Here is a 21,166-nt window from a genome sequence, read left to right as displayed (position 1 = left end):
TATGCTTGCTCAACTACATGAGTATCAAAACCTAGATACCTTTATTTCGTCCGCTTGCCAGACTTATGGCGACAAGGACGCCTTTACCAGCGTGGGGAAAACCCTCACCTTCGCCCAGGTGGATGCACTGGCACAGCAACTGGCTGGCTATTTTTATGCTCAGGGACTGCGAGCCGGAGACCGTCTTGCCATTCAATTGCCCAATGTAAATCAATACCCCATTGTGGTTTATGCGGCCTTTAAATTGGGCTTAGTGGTGGTCAACACTAACCCCTTGTACACACCCAGGGAGATGCTGCACCAGTTTAATGACTCCGGAGCCAAGGCCCTGGTGATCCTCGGCGATCTGTATCCCAAACTGGAGGCCATTTTGGCCGAGACGCAGATTGAGCTGGTGATCGGCACCGGCGCCGCGGATTTATTGCTTGAGAGCAGTGACCCCCTAGCCGAGCACTGTGTAACCTGGCATCAGGCGCTGGCTCAAGGGCAGGGTGTTGACTACCCGCGCTCCAGTGCGCAGCTAGATGATGTGGCGGTGCTGCAGTACACCGGTGGCACCACCGGAGTGTCGAAAGGGGCGCAGTTAACGCATAAAAACCTGATTGCCAATTCCTTGCAAACCAAGGAAGCCTTTTCTGACCGCTATGATGATGCCAGCGAGATATTTATTTGTCCCTTGCCGCTTTATCATATCTATGCCTTTACCTTGAGCATTTTAATCAATACCGCCTCTGGCAATCATTCCGTGCTGATCCCAAATCCGCGTGACTTGGATACCTTTGTCAGTGCCATTAAGCCGTTTCGCTTTACCTGTTTTGCCGGCATTAACACCTTGTTCGTGGGTCTGTGTGCGACCAAGGAATTCACACAACTGGATTTTTCCAGCTTGCGCTTAACCTTGTCCGGTGGCGCCGCCTTGACCACAACCGCCGCCAATGCCTGGGCCAAGGTGACGGGTTGTAGTATATCCGAGGGCTATGGTTTATCGGAAACCTCTCCCGTGGTCACCCTAAACGAGCCGGGACAGGAGCAAATCGGCACGGTCGGTTTGCTGCTGCGTGACACCGAGGTGGAGCTTTGGGACGAGAATGACAAGGCAGTGGCCGACGGCGAAAGCGGGCAAATTGTGGTGCGCGGCCCTCAGGTTATGAAGGGCTACTGGAATCGTCCAGAGGAAACAGCCAAGGCGCTAACCGCCGACGGCTATTTTAAAACCGGCGATGTCGGCATTCGTCTGGATAATGGCGCCATAAAGGTGGTTGATCGTCTCAAAGACATGATTATTGTCTCCGGCTTTAATGTTTATCCGAACGAGGTTGAGGACGTGCTGGTAAGTCACCCGGCGGTGTTTGAGGCGGCCGTGGTCGGCAAGGCCGATGAGCGCACCGGCGAAGCGGTGCATGCCTTTATCACCGTAAAGCAAGACGTCGATGAGCAAGAGTTGCAAGCGTTTTGCCGCGAGCAGCTTACCAACTACAAGGTACCCAAGCACATACATATTCTCGAGGAGCTGCCTAAATCCACCGTGGGCAAAATCCTCCGCCGGGAACTGAGAGACGACGCTTAATCGCTATGTAAGCCAATAAAAAAGCCCCAAATGTTGGGGCTTTTTTATTAACCATTATTGAAGGCCTAGTCAATGGTTAACTATCATAGCCGGGATTGTTGGCATCAAGCAGGCGTAATAACGCCGGCCAGGCCAAGGCGCCGCCCAGGCCCTTAGTGACCGCCTGAGTTTGCCCTTCAATGCCATCGATAATCGGCTGTGGGACATGAACCAGTTGCTCTGGATTTTGGTTGGTACGCGCCTGTATGGCGCAGGCCGACTCCAAGGCATACATAAATAAGAAGGCGTCTGCCACTGTCGCCCCCGTCGTCAATAGGCCATGGTTACGTAGGAGCAAAAAGTTGTTGCCCTGCAAGTCTGCAACCAGGCGCTCTTTTTCCTCCGGATTGAGGGCGATGCCCTCATAGTCGTGGTAGCTCAAACCGCTGAGCACCACCACCGCCTGTTGCGAAATGGGCAATAGCCCGTGTTTGCACGCCGACACCGCTACGCCATTGGCGGTATGGGTGTGAATAATACAATGGGCGTCGTCACGGGCTTCATGGATGCAACTGTGAATGGTAAAGCCGGCGGGGTTCACCGGGTAGTCACTGTGATGCAACTTATTGCACTGTTGATCGACGCGGATCAGCGATGAAGCGGTGATCTCATGAAACATCATGCCATAGGGGTTAATTAAGAATTGGTCCTGGGTACCGGGAACACGCATGGATATATGGGTAAAGATTAAATCGTCCCAACCGAAGTGGGCGACTAATCGGTAAGCCGCGGCTAATTCAACCCGCGCTTGCCATTCTTGGGGTGAAACCTGATCTTTCATTATTACTCCTTATTACCAAGGAACTTTTTACCAAGGAACCTTACGGGTGATGATGTCTTTAAACATGACCCAGTCGCCGAGAAAGCTGTAAAACGGGTAGGTGAAGGTGGCCGGTTTATTCTTTTCAAAAAAGAAATGACCAACCCAGGCAAAGCCATAGCCGATAATCGGTAATGACCACAACCACATATAATGGCCACTGAGCAGGGCCGCAGCCAGGACGGTGAGTACCAAGGTGCTGCCAAGCACATGTAAGCGTCGGCATACCTTGTTTTTATGCTCTTGCAGGTAATAAGGATAAAATTCCTTAAAGCTGCTAAAGCCTTCTTTATCTGAGACATGGCCCATGGGCGCTCTCCTGTTGAGTAAATAACCAGCGTGCCAGTGATCATTATTGTTATAGTCAGCCGCTAAAGGGTGCTGCACCTTATCAGCACGCTTATTAACAATATGCTGGAAATTCGCACTGCGCTTGCTATTGTGAGTCTTATAATTGATTTTACAGGTCAAGCAATGCGGACAATTTCATCATGGTGGGTCAGTGCCATGGCCGAAACCTTCAAGTGGCATGGTTTGCCCGTTACCACCTTGTTCAATGACGCCAATATTGCCCTCGATTCCCTAACGGTTAAGGACAGCCGTTATCCACAAAGTAATGTCAGTTCCTTGTGGAATTCGGCGCAAGCGGCCATCGAGCGTCGAGGTGAGCTGCTGAATCTCGGCATTGCCGTCGGTGGCAGCATGAATGTTAGAGCCATTCCGGTGATTGGCCTGGCCTTATTAAAACAAGACAGTGTGCTAAGCGCCTTTAAACTGATCCTGCGTTATCAGAAGCTGATCGGCGACACCACCAATGCCCAGCTTATCGAGCCGCAACCGTGGCAGGCCCAGCTGCGCTTTCATTTTGCTTCGAATACCGGCGCTATCGGCACGCAGAGCTATGAGGCGGCGATGGCGTTTTGCGTCAAAATAGCCCGCACCGTGGCCGGCAAGCAGTGGCGGCCCACCCGTGTGAGCGTGCAGCGCCAAGAACCCTGCGAACAACTGCAGCAGTACTTTAACTGTGCCATCGAATATGGCGCGTCCAGCCATCAGATCCACTTTCAAGCCGATGCCCAAATCGAACACGCTCAGTTGCAACAAGGCATAGTGGCCGAAAAACACAAGGCCATCAGCCAGGTACTGATACTGTTATTAGAACAACAGCTGGCCAGCGGTGAGTTAAGCTGTAAAACCATGGCGCAGATGCTGAGCATGAGCGAGAAAACCTTGCAGCGGCGCCTGAGTGCGGAAGGAACCAGTTATCGCACCGTGCTCGATACCCTGCGCCAAGAAAAAAGCTGTGCGCTGCTGCAGGAGTCGACGTTAAGCCTTAGTGAAATCGCTTATCTGTGTGGTTACAGCGAACTGAGTGCCTTTCATCATGCCTTTAAACGCTGGTTTGCCGTCTCGCCGAGCCAGTACCGTAATGAAAAACCCAGCTTGTATGTCCCCCAGGAGGAAATAATCTATGGCGAGGAAACGCTGGTTGAATAATTTAGTTATATCTAATAACCAGCGCGCCAGTTTCGGGGATAGCGCGTTTGCCGCCAGATCCGTTACACTTATAGCAATAAGCCGTTAGTTACTACTAGGATACCGCCATGCGTCATGAGATCTGGCAACAGCTAAGAGAAGAAGCGAATCAAGTCGTTACCAAAGAGCCCTTGTTGGCATCCCACGTTTATTCTTGCGTGCTAAATCATGATTGTTTGGGTTCGGCACTGAGCTTTATTGTGGCCAATAAGCTGGCCGATGCCGTGGTTTCTGCCTTTACGATTCGAGAGTTGTTCGATCAGGCCTTTGTTGAATGCGATGCCATGTTGACCCATGTAGCGCACGACATTAAAGCGGTGCGTGACCGCGATCCGGCGGTGGACACTTATTTGATGGTGATCTTAAACCTCAAAGGCTTCCATGCCATTCAGGCGCACCGTTTAGCCCATTGCTTGTGGCGCCAGGGCCGCAAAGAGCTGGCACGCTTTATTCAAAGCCGCAGCTCGGAAGTGTTTGGCGTTGATATTCACCCGGCTTGTAAGGTCGGTCACGGCATCATGTTCGACCATGCCACAGGTATTGTCGTCGGTGAAACGGCAGTGATTGAAGACAATGTCTCTATTTTGCAGTCAGTGACCTTAGGTGGTACGGGTAATGAGTCTGGCGACCGTCACCCGAAAATCCGTGCCGGCGTGTTAATTGGTGCCGGTGCCAAAGTGCTGGGTAATATTGAGGTCGGCGAGGGCGCCCGTATTGGTGCCGGCTCCGTGGTGCTCAGCCCTGTGCCCGCACACACCACCGCGGTTGGCGTGCCTGCTAAAGTGGTGGGTCGTCCGGATTGTCCTTGTCCGGCCGAGTCCATGAATCAAAACTTTTTGGATGACGAACCGGAAAATAAGTCCCATACTAGTGCCATGCTCTAAAAATAATCAATATAAAAGTATGGCAAAGAATCAATTAGTTATGGCCGTTGCTACGGCCTTTTTTGTGGGTCTGGGGTGCGGTTATGCGCTGTTTTCCGACGGCGAACAGGCGACGGCAACTAAGGTCTCAGCCCCCCAGAGCGCAGCGCTTCCTTCCCAAGCCGATGCAGTTTTATTAGCAGAAAGCGACAATCCGGACAGTAACCAAGAGCTTCAGGCCGAACCCAGTCAGGTCGAACCCATTCAGGCCGAACCATTCCTCGACGAGTCACCGGCTACCCTTGCCGAAAGTACTGACGCTGAAGATGAGGAGCCGAACTCGGAAGAAGCGGCGCAGTTAGCTCAGCAACTGGCCCAGGCAAAACAAGAGATAAGGGTGTTACAGCGCGCTCTAAAAGGGCCTGAGGAAATGGAATCCCAACTGCAGCAGCTGTTTGAACAGGAAGCCCGTGATGAAAGTTGGGCCTACCTGACGGAGACCCAAACCAGTGACTTTGTGTTCAGTGAAGGCTTTGCCGACAAGGTTGCCCTGGATAAGGTGCAATGTAAAAGCACCGTGTGTCGCATCGAGTTCTCCGCCTTGGAGGGCACAACGCTCGACCCGCAAACCGATTGGCGACAGCTGCAATCACGCCTAGACAAACAGCCCTGGTGGCGCCAATTTCAACGCACCAGCGCGGTGAGCTCCGATGGCTCCCTTAGCTTTTGGGTTGAACGCAAACCACCTGAGTCATAATTTCCCCATCAGCAACCACGGTTGTTAATTGCTGCTGTGGTTGCACCTGCTGCACTGACTTCACAATGCCTTGTTCACTTTTGGTAATGCTGTAACCCCGGGCCAATACCGCCAGTGGGCTGATGCTATCGAGCCTGGCTGCCAGTTGTGCAAGCCGCGATTGTGCTTGATAGAGCTGCTCTTTTTGCACCGCGACCAGACGCGTCGACAACTGTTGCAACTGATATTTCGCCGCCGCCACCCGAGTATCCGGGTTGGCGCGCTGCATCCGCATATTAAGCTGGTTTAATTGCCCTCGCTGGTGGCTTAAACGCCCCTCCATGGCATGGTGCAGACGCATTTGCAATTCATCCAAACGCTGTTGCTGTTGCATCAATTGATTGGCCGGGTGTTGCTGCGACAGGCGGCTTTGTAGTCGCTGCAATTGCTGGGCGCGAGCATGCAGCAGATGACGCCAGGCACTGTAGAGGTGCTGTTTTTGATGATGTATGGCCTGCCTAAGTTGATTGCTGTCCGGGCTCACCAGCTCAGCCGCCGCAGAAGGCGTAGCGGCGCGAATATCGGCAACGAAGTCGCTGATGGTGGTGTCGATTTCATGGCCGACGGCGCTGATCACCGGCAATTGACTGTTAAAGATGGCATGGGCCAGGTGCTCGTTATTAAAACACCAGAGATCTTCCAAGCTACCACCGCCGCGACCGACGATCAGCACATCCACCTCATTACGGGCGTTGGCCAGTTGCAGCTTGTCGATGATCCCCTGATGAGCCGTGTCGCCTTGCACCTGACAGGGATAAATCACCACCTCTAGTTGCGGGGCCCGACGTTTTAGTACGGTTAAGATGTCCTTGATGGCGGCACCGGTTGAGGAGGTGATCACCCCCACTTTATTAATGGTGCCGGGTAACGGCTTTTTATGGGCCGAGCTAAATAGCCCCTGAGCCGCCAGTCGCATTTTCAGCGCCTCGAACTCTTGTTTTAAGGCGCCTTCACCGGCGGCTTCCATATGCTCAACGATAACCTGGTAGTCACCACGGGGTTCGTATAAGGACACCCGCGCCTGCACTTGCACCTGATCGCCGTCTTTAGGGCGGAACTTGGCGTAGCGATTATTACCGCGCCACATGGCCGCACGCACCTGAGATTTATCGTCTTTTAGCGAGAAGTACCAATGCCCTGAGGCGGGGGCGACAAAGTTGGAAATTTCACCGGTGAGCACAATCGAGGCAAAGCCACGTTCCAAAATGGTACGGATCTCCCGATTGAGTCGAGATACCGTATAAACGCCCTGGTTAGCGGCAGAATTTGATTGTGAATACATAGTGATAAAGCGCCTGGGGGAAACTTGAAGCAGTTTATCATAAATAAAGCACAAATTTTATTTTACTCATGCGTACATCGCTGATAAAATGCCGCCGCAACTCCACCCAATCACCAATTCGTGAGAAGTTGCCAATGCTTAGGATCGCTAAAGAAGCTTTAACCTTTGATGACGTACTATTAGTACCAGGTCATTCAACTGTATTACCACATACAGCAAACCTTAAAACTCGTCTAACCAAAACAATCGAACTGAATTTGCCAATCGTTTCTGCGTCTATGGACACAGTTACCGAAGCGCGTTTAGCGATTGCGTTAGCACAAGAAGGTGGTCTTGGCTTTATCCACAAAAATATGACCATCGCTGAGCAAGCAGCGAATGTTCGTAAGGTAAAAACTTACGAAGCGGGCATAGTTTCTCACCCTGTTACTGTCACTGCTGATCTGACTATCGCAGGTGCCTTAGAATTAGCACACGATAAAGGTTTCTCAGGTTTCCCTGTTGTTGATACCGATAACAACCTAGTTGGTATCGTAACAAGCCGTGATATGCGTTTTGAAACCAAACTAGACCAGCCAATTTCGACAGTAATGACGAAAAAAGACCAGCTAGTAACGGTAAAAGAAGGTGCGGACCGCGAAACTATTCTAGGTCTTATGCACGAGCACCGTATCGAAAAAATCTTAGTTGTGAATGATGACTTTAAACTTAAAGGCATGATCACGGTTAAGGATTACCAAAAAGCACAAGATAAGCCAAACGCATGTAAAGACGAGCAAGGCCGTTTACGTGTGGGTGCTGCTGTTGGTGTTGGCGCAGGCACCGACGAGCGTATTGCTGCATTGGTTGAAGCTGGCGTTGACATTCTACTTATCGATACCTCGCATGGTCATTCACAAGGTGTAATCGACCGCGTTAAAGCAACGCGCGAAGCTTTCCCTGATTTACAAATCGTTGCCGGTAACGTAGCAACGGCTGAAGGTGCGGTTGCATTAGCTGATGCCGGTGCAAATGCCGTTAAAGTAGGTATTGGCCCAGGTTCTATCTGTACGACTCGTATCGTAACCGGTTGTGGTGTACCACAAATCACCGCGATTTCAGATGCGGTTGAAGGCTTACAAGGCCGTGATATTCCGGTAATCGCCGACGGTGGTATCCGTTTCTCTGGTGATATTGCTAAAGCACTCGTTGCTGGCGCGTCACTGGTAATGGTTGGTTCTATGCTAGCCGGTACCGAAGAATCACCGGGTGAAGTTGAACTTTATCAAGGCCGCTACTATAAGTCATACCGTGGTATGGGTAGCTTAGGTGCAATGAACCAAAAAGAAGGTTCGTCAGACCGTTACTTCCAAGATGCTAAATCAGAAGAAAAGCTTGTACCAGAAGGTATTGAAGGCCGTGTTGCATATAAGGGCCCAATCGCTAATATTATTCACCAGCAAGTGGGCGGCATTCGCAGTGCCATGGGTCTAACTGGCTGTGCAACCATTGCAGAACTAAATACTAAGCCGCACTTTGTACGCGTTACCGCAGCCGGTATGGGTGAGTCGCACGTACATGATGTGCAAATCACCAAAGAAGCACCAAACTATCGTCTGGGCTAATTGCCAAACATGACGAGACAAGGGCTGGCAAATGCGATCGCAGATGCTAGCCCTTACTAATTTCTGATTAACGAAAAAGCATTATCGTTAATCCAATTTCATTTAATTTAGATGAGATCGCAATGAGCAAAGATATCCATGACTCCCGTATATTGATCCTAGACTTTGGTTCACAGTACACGCAATTAATCGCCCGTCGTGTGCGTGAAATTGGTGTTTATTGTGAGCTGTGGGCTTGGGATGTAACGGAAGAGCAAATCCGTGAATTTAACCCACAAGGTATCATTCTATCTGGTGGCCCAGAGTCAACGGTAGAGCAGGGCAGCCCACGTGCACCCGATTACGTATTCGAAGCGGGTGTGCCGGTTCTTGGTGTATGTTACGGCATGCAAACCATGGCCATGCAGCTGGGCGGTAAGGTACACGGCTCTGATAAGAAAGAGTTCGGTTACGCGCAGGTTGAAAAAGTGGGTAACTGTCCATTATTTGACGCCATTGAAGATCACCTGGGTGAAAACGGCGCGGGTCTGCTGGACGTATGGATGAGCCACGGTGACAAGGTTGAAGCCATTCCACCTCAGTTCGCTACTACTGCTAAGACAGATACTTGTCCGCATGCGGCCATGTCATGGGAAGAAAAGCGCTTCTACGGCGTTCAATTCCACCCAGAAGTAACGCACACGCTACAAGGTCAGCGCCTACTTGAGCGCTTTGTGGTTGATATCTGTGGTTGTGAAAAACTATGGACTCCAGCGCAAATCATCGAAGATGCGATTGCCCGTATCAAAGAGAAAGTGGGTGATGACGAAGTTATTCTAGGCCTTTCTGGTGGTGTTGATTCATCGGTTGTGGCCATGCTTATCAACAAAGCGATTGGCGACAAGCTGACCTGTGTGTTCGTTGACAACGGTCTACTGCGTTTAAACGAAGGCCAGCAGGTTATGGATATGTTCGGCGACCACTTTGGTCTGAACATAGTTAAGATTGATGCAGAAGAGCGCTTCTTGAAAGCCCTTGAAGGCATTGACGAGCCAGAAGCTAAGCGTAAAGCCATCGGCCACACCTTTATCGAAGTATTCGACGAAGAAGCGGGCAAGCGTGTAAACGCAAAATGGCTTGCTCAGGGTACCATCTACCCAGACGTAATCGAGTCAGCGGCCTCTGCGACTGGTAAGGCACACGTGATCAAGTCACACCACAACGTGGGCGGTCTTCCTGAAGATATGGAACTGGGCCTTGTTGAGCCACTGCGCGAGCTGTTCAAAGACGAAGTACGCAAGATTGGTCTAGAGCTAGGCCTGCCTTACGACATGCTTTACCGTCACCCATTCCCAGGTCCGGGTCTAGGTGTACGTGTACTGGGTGAAATCAAGAAAGAGTACTGCGACCTGCTTCGTCGTGCCGATGCGATTTTCATCGAAGAGCTGCATAAAGCAGATCTTTATCATAAAGTGTCGCAAGCATTTACTGTATTCCTACCAGTTAAGTCGGTAGGTGTAATGGGTGATGCGCGTAAATACGACTGGGTTGTAAGCCTACGTTGTGTTGAAACCATCGACTTTATGACGGCGCGTTGGTCACACCTACCGTATGACTTCCTAGGTAAGGTTTCAAACCGTATCATCAACGAAATCGACGGCATTTCTCGCGTAGTTTACGATATCTCAGGTAAGCCGCCTGCGACTATCGAGTGGGAGTGACCGGTACTGGCTAGCAACGGCAGGCTCTATGCCGCTTGGTAGATGGAATTACAGGGTGCCCTGCTCAACGTGCTAACCTGAGCCTGTAATAACTTCGCAAGGATGCAAACATGTTGCCGTTACCGGTTGGCAGGGAAGCCAGCTCGAGTGTCGGCGCACCGCTGCATGTGCGCCATCGCCCGGAGCGCACCCTCCTTTATCAACTTTCGGCTCGTGGCTTTATTGCGATTGTTGAACAGCAGCTGAGCCAGAGCCAGTGGCTGGCCGGTGAGTACTACAGCATGGCCGACAGTATGCTGACGCCATTTCTCGCTCATCTGGAGGGTATCCCAGTGCTGGATGAACAGGGGCCGATTATTGCGGCGGGATCAGTCTGTGTGGATTATTTACAGCGGGTCAGGGCCAGAAGCTCCGCTTGGGTGTTGGCGGAGTTTTGATATTTCTAATGCTTATATACATCTGTCATGAGTTATAGTTACTGGCAATTCAACATGGAGGTTAGACAGTGAAATTTGGGGATTTGTTCAAGCTAAATACGGAAGCAGCGGCACCGGTTATTCAAATAATCAGTCACGAAACCCTGCTGATTCGCGCCTGTTGCATTCAGGCAGCCACAGACCTGAACAGAGACCTCTACATCTGGAACATGCCCCAGGGCTTGATGAAATACGATTTCGAAGACAATTGCTGGGAGTGGGCGGATGAGGGGGAACAGCCTCAAGAAGTTCTCGAGTGGTTAGTGGATATCAGTGCAGACGATGAAGAGCCTGACTTCATCCTGCTGCTGGAAGATTTCCATCATTTCCTTAACGAGCACACCCTGATCAGCCGCTTGCGTGCATTTGCGATCGCCGTTGCCAGCCGTGAAATCAATAACGTCACTGTTGTGTTATCCCAGCCTGCTCCTTTACTGCCTCCAGAATTGGAGAAAGAGGTACAGGTGATGGAAATGCCATTACCGGATACCGATGACCTCAAAACTCTGATGCGACAGGCCAAGCAGCGATATGAACTGGGCGACAGGGACTATCAAGAGTCATCCGCTCTGATCGAGTCTGCACTTGGTCTCTCAACCAGCGAAGCCCAACTGGCTTTCTCAAAGGCCGCTTGCCAGTTCAGACGTCTCACCGAATCTGAAATCCCTTTTATCGTTAAAGAAAAAGAGCAGGTGATTCGCAAGAGCGGACATCTGGAATACTTTCATCCGAAAGCCACGCTCGACGATATCGGCGGCCTCGATAACCTCAAATCCTGGCTGAATCGCCGTCGTCAGTCGTTCACCAAAGACGCCCGTGATTTTGGCCTGGAAACTCCCAGAGGTGTGTTGTTGCTCGGTTTGCCGGGCACAGGTAAAAGCCTGGCCGCCAAAGCAGTGGCGAATGCCTGGCAACTGCCTCTGTTGCGTCTGGATATGGGCAAAATCTACGGCGGTATTGTGGGGCAGTCTGAGGCTAACATCCGTTCGGCACTACAAACTGCCGAAGCACTGGCGCCCAGTATTCTCTGGGTTGATGAAATCGAAAAAGGCCTGTCAGGCCTGCAGAGCTCCGGTGCAAGCGATGGCGGCACTACGTCTCGGGTGCTGGGTACCTTCCTGACCTGGATGCAGGAAAAGGAAAAACCGGTGTTTGTGGTCGCGACTGCCAACCATATCGCCCAATTACCACCAGAGTTGCTACGGAAAGGTCGTGTCGATGAAATATTTTTTGTCGATCTGCCGGTGCAGCAGGATCGCAAAGACATTATCTCTATTCATCTGAAACGCCGAAATCGTTTCGATGATTTTACGCAAGACGAACTGGATGAGCTGGCGCTCGCCAGCAAGGGCTTTACCGGAGCTGAACTGGAAGAAGCCGTCAAGGAGGCCATGTTTCTGGCTTTTGACGAAGGCCACCAGTTAAACAAGGACGATATCCTCAAGGCCATTCAGGCCACCTCTCCACTGTCTTTGACCATGGCGGAAATGATTCAGGATACCCGTGCTTGGGCGAAGGGGCGCGCAGTTCCTGCCAGCTCTGCCGAGCCAGAAGCTCTGGATCTTTCCAGCAGTAAAAAGCCCCGTCTCAAACAGGAAGGCGAAAACCCTTTCGTGAAAAAATAATCTGGATAGCTTGTTATGGAAAACCCGTTTTTTACAGCCCTTGAACAGCAAGGCTTCAAGGCTGCCAAACTGGCCAGCCAGACCAACAGTGTCCTGATGCCGTTTATGCATTACCTGAATAACAGCATCAAGGCACTGGAGAACAAGGAAGTCAGCTGCGAATGGAAGCCTGTCGCCAACAAGCGCTATCAGCTCAAGCCTGACAAACTGATCTGGCAACTGTTGCCAGTGAGCGAAATTGAAGTTGTGGCTGGTAAGCAAGGCTGGTTTGAAATTCTCACCGTTGATGGAGAGCTACCCGATGCTGATTTTGACCCGGATGAGGACGACCCTATTCGACAAGGCAAAGGTAAAGGACGACGAGAGACAGATATCCCCAACGATGGTTATAGCGCCTCGGATCATCAGCTGTATTTGCCTGACCTTGAATTAGACGACGATCCTATCTCATGGAGCGGTTATCAGCTGGAACTGCGTCCACTGGCTGTTCAAATTGACAAGCTGGACTCTGTTTATATTGATGGCCAACTATGTAAAGTGATGCGGCAAAATGGTGCTGGGCTGACTGTGCAAGGCCATGTGAAAGCCGGTAGCAAACTGTCCATTGGCGGGCAAGACACACCTTTCACTTTGATCACTGGATTGGACGAATCCAGGCTTAAGCAATGGCAAGCCAAATCCGAAGGTAATAGTTGGTTGCTGTTTTCAGAGTTACAGCCTCAGGTAGACGGTCATAAGCTGGACGACATTACCAGTAAGCAACTGGCAAGGCTGAGTTGTGGTCACTTTCAATGTCAGGAGCACTCTCTGCAAAGTGAACACTGGGATTTGAAGGTTGAAAGCCTTGCCACAAAGGGGGATCAGAAGGACAAAAGCCAAGTTCTGGTACTCGAGAGTCGAGGAACGGAACAACTGAAGGATTCTGATGTTCTGAAATGCTCCGCTTTTCCTCAGCTATCCTGGACAGTGGAGTCTGCCAAAGTCGAAGAAAAATGGATTCAGCTGATCGAGAAAGAAGGCGGCGAAGATACCGGTAGATCCGATTTGGATTACTTCTTTGGTGATAACCAAAACATCAAGATTCTAGACTCGACTGAACGAAAATTTGATAACGGTTTTCGTGTGCTTAAAGCACGTCAAGGAGAGCGCCAGATCCTGCTGGCCAGAAATATCAAAGGCAAGAAAAACTGGAACAGCGAATATCCATCCCAACAGGGAAAAACGACTGAGATTCGTGTCAGCGTAGACACCAGCCAGCTCAAACGCCAGAAGGATGCCATCAATCAGTTGATGAATCGCCCTTCAGTAGGCCATTGGCCGCTGGTTCATATGCTGCAGAAACGTGGGCAAGTCCGTTGGCCAGACGTTCAGCCGCAGCAAATTCCCGAGTCCAGTTGGACAGTACTGACGGATCCAAACTTTGATGGTTGTGATCGTCAGCGCGAGTTTGTCGCCAAGGCCCTGGCGAATGAGGACTTCACCATTCTGGATGGCCCGCCAGGGACAGGTAAAACTACCACCATTCTTGAACTGATCATGCAGCTGGTGATGCAGGGCAAGCGTGTTCTGTTGTCAGCTTCGACCCATGCCGCGATCAACAATGTGCTGGAGCGGATCAAGGAAAACCCAGCGCTGTCGGCACAGATCTTTCCGTTGCGCATCGGTGATGAAAACAATGCCATCGGTGTTGAAGAATTCCAGTTCGATAATATGCTCAGTGGTCTTCAGAAAATCCACGGGTGTGATCAGCTCAGCAAGCAGCTGATGGTAGATTCTTCCAATCTGGTTTGCGGTACTACCATCGGTATTCTGAGACTGTTCAATGATCGCGAGGTGTCGCTGGATACTGGCGAGCCACCGTTTGATGTGATGATCATCGACGAGTGCAGTAAAACCACTTTTCAGGAATTCCTGGTGCCTGCCCGCTTCGCCAAACGCTGGGTATTGGTAGGCGACGTGCGTCAGCTATCGCCGTTCACTGATCGTGAGCAGATCGTCGCCAACCTCGATAATCTGATGCTGGTTCCACCAAAAGGTAAAATACCCGGTCAGAACCTTCCTGCTGCTGTCCAGCAAGCCTGCTTCCTGCTGGAGGAGCTGCGAGGTGACCATCGGAATCCCTATTCCCATCCAGTGTCGGTGCCTGTTACCCGTGACGTTGCAAGTGCATTGGTTGCAGAAATTCGAACACGTACTTCGCTGTCAAAACTTGCCAAGGGCCTGGATAACCTGTTGGTCGTAATGGCAAACGCGGGACGTGATGCAAATAGCCACATGGTTGGCTTGAAACAGATTCAGCTGAATCCTGAACAGCTATATAGCCACAATTTACTTTTTATCGAAGAAAGCTGTCTGGGGGAACTGACTGGCTGGATTCCTGACGATATGCTGGTACTGCATCCCGATTGGTGCCGCACGTCCCAAGCGGCGCAGCATAAGGTTTCGGGAACTGGCTGTAAGTCGTTTAAAGTTAAAACCTCTGAATACAAGGATACCGTTCAGGTTCATAAAGAGTTGCTCGACCGTATCGACAGCACTAAATGGTCGGAAGAAGTGTGCTGGCGTCTGGAGCGCGAGTACTGGCTGCGGTTATCCACCAACCAGAAGCAGAAAACCGGTTATCTGGAAGATACTCTGGAACGGCTTTTCCCCAAGTCAGTATCAGCTGATGGCCGAATTCATGTACTCAAAAATATTGCTTTCCCGTCGATTCTGGAGGCCCTATCGGGGGATGGACTGGTTAAACGCAAGAGCGACGATCCAACGACCTTGAATCAGGGTTTTGATGCTTCTGAAAAATCCCAACGCTATACGACGCTGACCTATCAACATCGGATGCATCCGGATATATCGGCATTCCCTCGACAGCAATTTTACCCACAAGGTGTTTTGAAGGATGGCGGTAAAACAGCTTCTGACCGGGCATGGCAATACACAAGGTATAAGTCTCGTAATATCTGGCTGGATATTCGGGGAGAAACCAGGGGCAATAGCAATAAACAAGAAACGCAGGCTCTGATAACAGAGCTGAAGGCGTTTTGTGCTTGGGCAGAAGGCAAAAGCAAAAACAAAAAAGGCGAAGCCTTCGACGTTGCGATTTTGACCTTCTACAAAGGTCAGGAAAAAGCCCTGCGGGAAGCCCTTAAAAAGCTGCCGGGTAATGCCTATCGTTATGCACGATTTAATTTCAAAGGCATATCGATCAAGTTGGCGACGGTGGATTACTTCCAGGGGCAGGAAGCGGATGTGGTGTTCTTGTCGATGGTTAATACCAACCGTGATGGCTTTATGGACTCGCCCAACCGTCTTAACGTTTCCATTACCCGTGCCCGTTTCCAGTTGGTGATTGTTGGGCATCATGAATATTTCTCTCAGCGTTCCCGTACGCTGGAGCTAAAGAAACTCGCAGAATCCTGCTGTGCTTCGACTGAAAATAGCCAAAAACAACCGCACCACAATGCAGGTAAGAAAGGGAAGTCTCGATCATGAGTAACCATAAAAAACACCAGATGAGTTCCTTTTCAGACTTGAAAGGAATCGCTGACGCTAATGAACCGGCAGGTGAGGCTAAAAACCACTCCACGCCTGTCAAAGAGAATGTAAACAAAAAAGGCTCACTAGCCTTAACGCTCAGTCGAAATGTTCAGCTAAAGCGTTTTCCCATTATCGCCAGATGTACGTTTTTGCGGAAGCGCCCCGATCTGGTGTCCCTGTTAAAGAGTATGCAAAACAATCCTGCTGATATGCCGCCTCGACTGAGGGCATATCTCAAGCGAGAAACGCTGTGGGATGAATCCGGAATCACGGATAAAGGTCAGCAAGTTATTGATAGCGGTTTGTTCGAAGCTAAAGAGCGAGGTCTTTATCATATCTGGTACACAGATAATGATCCGTTGCTGGGCACTCGTCCGGTCATGATGCAGCTGGATACGGCATTTTTTGACCCCAATATGCCAAGCTGGAAAAAAGGAGCGGACGCAGCTCGGTCAGAATTCCAAGTAAAGCAGCCTGTACAGCTGAACGTTCTGGAAGAGTCCTTTGTCGATCGTAACAAGACTGAGCCTAAGCATTACAGCCTGCAGCTGGCATCGCTCGAACCCGAAGTGATTTGCTCGCCCGAAAAATCAGCAGAGATTGAGCTTGAATGGACGCTCGACTTTTCGCAGTCGCTAGTTAGCCTAAATGGCCAGTTGGATATGTTGCAATTCAAGCAGAACAAAACCGGCTCACGCCCAGAAGCTCTGGCTCTCTCCATTGACGATTTTGGTGATCACCTGAACGATGTCATGGCGGCTATTGCCGGAGAATTCGACGGCGATTGGTTGATTAAAGACCGTCGCTTGCAGGCATCTCTGGAGTCGATTCAGCGTTATCCATCCGCTGTCCAGAAATTACAGATCGGTAGCTTGAATTGTTCGGGTCTTTCAACTGTTATAGGTCGGTTTAAGTCAGTTCAGGCTAAGCATATTCCCATTCAACCAGCTGACCAAGCTGATGCTGAAGATTGGCATCGTTTCTGGTTGGAAGACTTCTATAGCAGAAAGTACCACTCATCGCCGGAGGCTCGTAAAAATCAGGCACAATGGCTGGATCATATTGCATTGAATGACTTTGAGTTACCACTTAAAGAACAGCAGTCCTTGCTGTCAGAGATTTCACGCGAAAGTCAGCCGCAGGCTTATTGGCATGTTGCCGCAATGGCGGATCTCACTTCGTCCAGAAGCCGCAAGTTACGGATGCCAATCAGCTTGGTAAATACTGATCTACTGGATCTTGGTGAGTTATTGCAACAGCTGACAGGTGGTGAATATATCGAACACTTCATCTATTCAGATCGTTATGTACATACCCCACGTCAGAGCCGCAACCTGAATTCAGTGGCTGCTTATTTTACTGATGCTGATGGCTTGCTGTTGACGCTGGATAGGCAGCACGGAAAAGAAGCAGAACTGCCAGACAGCTGGTCGCGCGAAATCCTGCAAAAGCAAAATGATAACCACGGTCGCTACTGGATTCTGGTCGGTACGGAGCATACCTGGTGCTGGGAATGCAGCAGCGGGCTTGATTTTATTCGTGAGAGTGGTGGCCGATTTATTGTTGATGGCTCACCGACCTTCACTCCGAAAGAAGAGGCTGAGCTGCCTCGATACTTGCAAGACCAGATCAATAACACAGTAGCGGAGGCTCTCTGATGACACGGATCGTACCTCGTCAGGAACAATTTCGAATCGATTACCAGCACGAGCATTTACCGGCTTTGTTCAGCAAACAGGAGTCTGATGCAGACTTCAGTAGCGTTTTGCCGATGCGGAATAGTGAGTTTCTCAGCCGGATTATCTCCATGGCTCGTCTGACCCTGCTGATTGCCTGTGAGCAACTGAAAGACGAATTGCTGATTCAGGCCATCAAAGAGCAGGCAGAAAAAGGCATTCGTATTTATCTGCTGTTGGGCGAGAAAAACGCCAATAAGGTGGCGATTGATACCCTGTCTGGTCGTTGTCTGATTCGCACGGGTGTGAGCCAGCAAGGTACTTTGGTGCTGGTAGATCACTCCACCACTCAGGCTCAAGGGCTGCTGTTGATGTCCGGTCAGCCTTTGGTATCTGCTGATCAACCTGCCTGGGGAATCCAGCTGGAGCGTCAGCAGATCGATGACAGTTTCCGCAGTTTCTGCAAACTGTTCTGGGAAAATAGCAATGAGGAATACCTGCAACAGAACCAGCAGCAATCCAGCGTTCAGCATCCGGATGGCGCTGTCGTTACCAACCACTCCCATCAGCTATGCGGCACATTGAACGATTGCCTGGGCGATACGCTGGAACATCTGCAAGCGGCCACTCATTCCGGTTTTGGTGCTTCCGGTGATAGCTGGCGGTTGTTATTGGGAACTCAATCCAGCGAAGTAGCAGAACAGGTTCGTGCTGGTGTAGCGCTTACGGATAACCAGATTCCGTCATTGTTATTATCGAGCGATGGCAACTGGTTGCTTCCGGATAAAATTGATTTTGCTGCTGCCAACTGGTGCTTGAAGCTATCAGCAGCGCAAAGCCAGAAACTTGAGCAGGCCTACGAACAGGCCTTTGAAGAGGCCGCCTGGCAGTATCTAGTCAAAACAGCGATAGGCGAATGCGATTATCAGCAACGACTCCGTTTCGCTGATCAACCGGGCCTGGAATATGTGGTTGAGGACGTTCGTGAAATTGAGCTTGAGGGTATCAGCACCCAGAGTATCGACAGCTTCCTGAATGATGATGCCGAGCAGCTGGCATCCGGGGTGACTGGTTGGCAACGTAGCCAGCTGGCCCACTTCATTGATTATGATGTGGTCGTACACCCACCATACTGCCCTGAGTCTGCAAAGCCGGATGCCTTGTATCAGGCCTGGGAAAGCTCAGAAAAAGATTGGCAGCAACGACTCGAGGTGCTGACTAGCGCCCAGTCTAAAATCGATCAACAGCAAGCCAGTATCGCTGACAAACTTAGAGGCTTTATCAAGGGATTCTTACTTGGGCAGGGACAGTCGGTGAAATCCCTGAATCAGGAAATCGATGCCCTCAATAATTGGTCTGTCATTACCGCAACACCAGCGGAACGAGAGCAACATCGCCAGCGCCTGGAAACCTTGCAAGATAAAATTCGCAAGCGTGGTGTCGACACCGAGCAGAAGCTGGACGAGGCCGAACAGAATCAGCGTTGGGAGCAACGTCGTGATGCATTAAAAGCTGATCAATTGACGGCAAACGAGTCACGAAGGCAGAAGTCGTCTGCTCTTGACCAGTTGGAAAAGAATAAACCCGAGGCCACTTCTCTGGTTGAGCAAAAATTCAGAGCTAGCTGGATCTCGGCTGCCGAAAAGCTGACAGATCATCAGCTGAATAACACTGAAATCAACGACCTTAAGCTTGAACAGTTTCTTGCAGAAGCTTTGCCTGATATTCCGCAGGCGGCACCCAAAGACGCTGATGAGCAGGAAAAGCAGGCCCGACAGGGGGCTATTCAACAAGCCAAATCCAGATGTGAAGAATTAACACAACAGGCTCGCCAGGCCTGTATAAAAGCCAGGCGAGAAGCTCTGCAGTCGATGGATGTGGGTCAGGCTAACAATTGGAAAACATCCATTAAAGACAAAACCTGGAAAAAGCATTACAGCGCTTTTGAGCGCTGCTTGGCTGATCATGGACAAGGCGTGAAGAAAATCGAGCGTGATATCCAGGAGGCTCAAAAAGCACTGGATAACAGCAGAGCTGAACAGGAGCGAGCAGAAAAAGCACTGAATGAACATGGTTCATCGTTTGTATATCAGCCGAAACAAGCATCTGATGCCTTTGCCAAACAGCTCGGTCTGAAAGGTAATACAGCTGCTGAAAACCAATTCCTGTGGCCATCAGAAGAGCCGCCCGTAGAAGGAACGGAACTGCGTAAATATCAGCAGAATCGTTATCTGGTGGTATTTGATACTGCTCAGATTAATCAGGCCAGACAGGATGCAAAACGTTTGAACGCAAAAATTGTATGCGACAAGGAGTCCGCCAATGCCTGAACAGAAAATTACCCTGACCATTGATGACGACGGAGCCATTAGCGCCAAAACCTGTGGATTCAAGGGCGAAAGCTGTCTGGAGGCGCTGGATGAATTACTCAATCTGGAAGGTGTCGTCAGCAGCGTAAAGAAGACCGATGAATATCATCAGCAGCAGTCTCAACAAACGGCTCGGGTTCAGTCGCTCAGGGGTAAATCCTGATGAGTGCTGTAATCAAAACCGCTACGCCATTTGTGATTGAAGAAGTGCTGATGGAGGCTCTCACAGCGCTTGGGGCTGAACCACAAAGAGTCACTTCAAGTGATGTTGATCTTGTTCAGCTCAATCGACTTCAGATTGGGGATATTCTAACGAATCGTAGTGATTACAACGGCCGCCAGCTATTTCGGTTTGAGCGAGATCGTTGGGTAATGATGCATGATTCAGATGAGTACGCAGGTCGTACCGTCGATCGCTTTTCCGAAAAGGGTTATATCAAGGTTTCCAGATTTCTGACTGATGTGAGTGGTGCTTACGAATCTGCTTATGAAAAGCATCTGGAAAAACTGGTCGAGCAGGAACGAATTCGCCTTGAAGAAGAACGTAAAGCCCGTGTTGAAGCAACGCGCCAGCAGGCTATTGCCAAGGCTAAAGCCCAAGGGTACTCCATTAAGGAAACTACCAACAGTAAAGGTCAGATCCAACTGGTTCTGACCCGGATGGTGTAGCCGTGGCCAAAGATTACGGCGAATACTTCAACGTTGCCCATATTGAACCAGAAAGCCATATATATGGCCCTGGTAAACGTTACGTTATTTGGCTCCAGGGCTGTTCGTTAGCTTGTGAAGGATGCTGGAATCAGCAGATGTGGTCATTTAAGCCTAACCAATTGATACATCGGGAGCAATTATTGGATGAAATTCTTCAATACAAGGATATTGATGGCATAACCCTACTAGGAGGTGAGCCTCTACAACAGGCACCAAGCACACGTTGGTTATTAAGGTCTATCAGGCGCTACTCGGGCTGCTCGACGGTTTTATATACCGGTTTTACGTATAGTGAGCTAGTAAAACGCAAGGATTGGGCGTTGCTCAGAGAACATTGTGACTTGATGATAACCGGTCGCTACTCTTCTTCTTTAAGGAATACGAATCTTCGTTGGAGGGGCTCGTCAAATCAGGAATTAATTTACCTGGCGGGGGGCAGAATTCCTCTGGAGCCGCCAGAAGACGCTAACGAGGTCGAAGTCATTATTGATGAAAATGCTTCTATCAGAGTTCTTGGTTACCCGGACACCAGCTTTTTCGGGACTTTAATAGATTCAAAGTGACTTGG

The 21,166-nt window shown here is 50.3% G+C and carries 17 protein-coding genes; 14 read left to right on the top strand and 3 right to left on the bottom strand.

Annotation, left to right across the window (positions count from 1 at the left end; genetic code table 11):
* Nucleotide 1 precedes the first annotated feature (1 nt).
* Complete coding sequence (locus KD147_RS10580; RefSeq protein WP_212547837.1) at nucleotides 2–1,567, top strand: AMP-binding protein; 1,566 nt, start codon at nucleotides 2–4, stop codon at nucleotides 1,565–1,567.
* A 76-nt stretch (nucleotides 1,568–1,643) separates the two neighbouring features.
* Here KD147_RS10580 and KD147_RS10575 read toward each other — a convergent pair whose 3' ends face one another.
* Both KD147_RS10575 and KD147_RS10570 read right to left on the bottom strand, forming a co-directional pair.
* A complete protein-coding gene (locus KD147_RS10575; protein WP_212547836.1) occupies nucleotides 1,644–2,387 on the bottom strand; it encodes a class II aldolase/adducin family protein in 744 nt (247 codons plus the stop codon).
* Between the two features lie 27 nt (nucleotides 2,388–2,414).
* Nucleotides 2,415–2,735, bottom strand: a complete 321-nt coding sequence (locus tag KD147_RS10570; RefSeq protein WP_212547835.1) for an Mpo1-like protein — start codon at nucleotides 2,733–2,735, stop codon at nucleotides 2,415–2,417.
* A 165-nt stretch (nucleotides 2,736–2,900) separates the two neighbouring features.
* Between KD147_RS10570 and KD147_RS10565 the strand changes: the two genes are divergently transcribed.
* The 3 genes from KD147_RS10565 to KD147_RS10555 all read left to right on the top strand — a co-directional run bounded on the left by KD147_RS10565 (nucleotide 2,901) and on the right by KD147_RS10555 (nucleotide 5,582).
* Entirely contained in the window at nucleotides 2,901–3,923 is a 1,023-nt protein-coding gene (locus tag KD147_RS10565) for an AraC family transcriptional regulator (RefSeq protein WP_212547834.1), read from the top strand.
* Nucleotides 3,924–4,030: 107 nt separating this feature from the next.
* On the top strand, nucleotides 4,031–4,846 hold the full coding sequence (gene cysE / locus KD147_RS10560) for a serine O-acetyltransferase (RefSeq protein WP_105199651.1): 816 nt from the start codon (nucleotides 4,031–4,033) through the stop codon (nucleotides 4,844–4,846).
* A 19-nt stretch (nucleotides 4,847–4,865) separates the two neighbouring features.
* Nucleotides 4,866–5,582, top strand: coding sequence for a hypothetical protein (locus KD147_RS10555; protein WP_212547833.1), 717 nt, complete (start codon nucleotides 4,866–4,868; stop codon nucleotides 5,580–5,582).
* Here KD147_RS10555 and xseA read toward each other — a convergent pair.
* Nucleotides 5,545–6,903, bottom strand: coding sequence for an exodeoxyribonuclease VII large subunit (gene xseA, locus KD147_RS10550; protein ID WP_212547832.1), 1,359 nt, complete (start codon nucleotides 6,901–6,903; stop codon nucleotides 5,545–5,547). The genes KD147_RS10555 and xseA overlap by 38 nt on opposite strands.
* 134 nt (nucleotides 6,904–7,037) lie before the next feature.
* Here xseA and guaB point away from each other — a divergent pair, with 134 nt between their 5' ends.
* From guaB to KD147_RS10500, 10 genes are all read left to right on the top strand, one after another.
* A complete protein-coding gene (gene guaB / locus KD147_RS10545; protein ID WP_212547831.1) occupies nucleotides 7,038–8,507 on the top strand; it encodes an IMP dehydrogenase in 1,470 nt (489 codons plus the stop codon).
* Nucleotides 8,508–8,629: 122 nt separating this feature from the next.
* Nucleotides 8,630–10,207, top strand: a complete 1,578-nt coding sequence (gene guaA / locus KD147_RS10540; RefSeq protein ID WP_212547830.1) for a glutamine-hydrolyzing GMP synthase — start codon at nucleotides 8,630–8,632, stop codon at nucleotides 10,205–10,207.
* Between the two features lie 110 nt (nucleotides 10,208–10,317).
* Entirely contained in the window at nucleotides 10,318–10,644 is a 327-nt protein-coding gene (locus KD147_RS10535) for a glutathione S-transferase family protein (protein WP_212547829.1), read from the top strand.
* A gap of 68 nt (nucleotides 10,645–10,712) precedes the next feature.
* Nucleotides 10,713–12,308, top strand: a complete 1,596-nt coding sequence (locus tag KD147_RS10530; protein ID WP_212547828.1) for an AAA family ATPase — start codon at nucleotides 10,713–10,715, stop codon at nucleotides 12,306–12,308.
* A 15-nt stretch (nucleotides 12,309–12,323) separates the two neighbouring features.
* A complete protein-coding gene (locus KD147_RS10525) occupies nucleotides 12,324–15,797 on the top strand; it encodes an AAA domain-containing protein (RefSeq protein WP_212547827.1) in 3,474 nt (1,157 codons plus the stop codon).
* Entirely contained in the window at nucleotides 15,794–17,500 is a 1,707-nt protein-coding gene (locus KD147_RS10520) for a hypothetical protein (protein ID WP_212547826.1), read from the top strand. Before KD147_RS10525 ends, KD147_RS10520 begins: the two co-directional genes overlap by 4 nt.
* A gap of 149 nt (nucleotides 17,501–17,649) precedes the next feature.
* A complete protein-coding gene (locus tag KD147_RS10515) occupies nucleotides 17,650–19,848 on the top strand; it encodes a hypothetical protein (protein ID WP_212547825.1) in 2,199 nt (732 codons plus the stop codon).
* Nucleotides 19,841–20,050 (top strand): DUF2997 domain-containing protein, encoded by a 210-nt coding sequence (locus tag KD147_RS10510; protein WP_212547824.1) that lies wholly within the window; start codon nucleotides 19,841–19,843, stop codon nucleotides 20,048–20,050. The genes KD147_RS10515 and KD147_RS10510 overlap by 8 nt, the downstream gene beginning before the upstream one ends.
* On the top strand, nucleotides 20,050–20,556 hold the full coding sequence (locus KD147_RS10505; RefSeq protein ID WP_212547823.1) for a hypothetical protein: 507 nt from the start codon (nucleotides 20,050–20,052) through the stop codon (nucleotides 20,554–20,556). The genes KD147_RS10510 and KD147_RS10505 overlap by 1 nt, the downstream gene beginning before the upstream one ends.
* A 2-nt stretch (nucleotides 20,557–20,558) precedes the next feature.
* The gene (locus tag KD147_RS10500) at nucleotides 20,559–21,161 is read left to right on the top strand and encodes a 4Fe-4S single cluster domain-containing protein (RefSeq protein ID WP_212547822.1); all 603 of its coding nucleotides are present in this window, start codon (nucleotides 20,559–20,561) and stop codon (nucleotides 21,159–21,161) included.
* Nucleotides 21,162–21,166 lie beyond the last annotated feature (5 nt).

It is taken from the genome of Pseudoalteromonas sp. BDTF-M6 (assembly GCF_018334135.1).
Taxonomy (GTDB): domain Bacteria; phylum Pseudomonadota; class Gammaproteobacteria; order Enterobacterales; family Alteromonadaceae; genus Pseudoalteromonas.
Note: the sequence above shows the minus strand (reverse complement) of the source record. Positions and strands in the feature narration are given on the sequence as shown.

Coding starts and splice junctions, on each gene's coding strand:
- KD147_RS10575 (WP_212547836.1), bottom strand. CDS start 2,387: ATGAAAGATCAGGTTTCACCCCAAGAATGGCAAGCGCGGGTTGAATTA.
- cysE (WP_105199651.1), top strand. CDS start 4,031: ATGCGTCATGAGATCTGGCAACAGCTAAGAGAAGAAGCGAATCAAGTC.
- xseA (WP_212547832.1), bottom strand. CDS start 6,903: ATGTATTCACAATCAAATTCTGCCGCTAACCAGGGCGTTTATACGGTA.
- KD147_RS10580 (WP_212547837.1), top strand. CDS start 2: ATGCTTGCTCAACTACATGAGTATCAAAACCTAGATACCTTTATTTCG.
- guaB (WP_212547831.1), top strand. CDS start 7,038: ATGCTTAGGATCGCTAAAGAAGCTTTAACCTTTGATGACGTACTATTA.
- KD147_RS10555 (WP_212547833.1), top strand. CDS start 4,866: ATGGCAAAGAATCAATTAGTTATGGCCGTTGCTACGGCCTTTTTTGTG.
- KD147_RS10520 (WP_212547826.1), top strand. CDS start 15,794: ATGAGTAACCATAAAAAACACCAGATGAGTTCCTTTTCAGACTTGAAA.
- KD147_RS10525 (WP_212547827.1), top strand. CDS start 12,324: ATGGAAAACCCGTTTTTTACAGCCCTTGAACAGCAAGGCTTCAAGGCT.
- KD147_RS10565 (WP_212547834.1), top strand. CDS start 2,901: ATGCGGACAATTTCATCATGGTGGGTCAGTGCCATGGCCGAAACCTTC.
- guaA (WP_212547830.1), top strand. CDS start 8,630: ATGAGCAAAGATATCCATGACTCCCGTATATTGATCCTAGACTTTGGT.
- KD147_RS10515 (WP_212547825.1), top strand. CDS start 17,650: ATGGCTCGTCTGACCCTGCTGATTGCCTGTGAGCAACTGAAAGACGAA.
- KD147_RS10570 (WP_212547835.1), bottom strand. CDS start 2,735: ATGGGCCATGTCTCAGATAAAGAAGGCTTTAGCAGCTTTAAGGAATTT.
- KD147_RS10535 (WP_212547829.1), top strand. CDS start 10,318: ATGTTGCCGTTACCGGTTGGCAGGGAAGCCAGCTCGAGTGTCGGCGCA.
- KD147_RS10510 (WP_212547824.1), top strand. CDS start 19,841: ATGCCTGAACAGAAAATTACCCTGACCATTGATGACGACGGAGCCATT.
- KD147_RS10505 (WP_212547823.1), top strand. CDS start 20,050: ATGAGTGCTGTAATCAAAACCGCTACGCCATTTGTGATTGAAGAAGTG.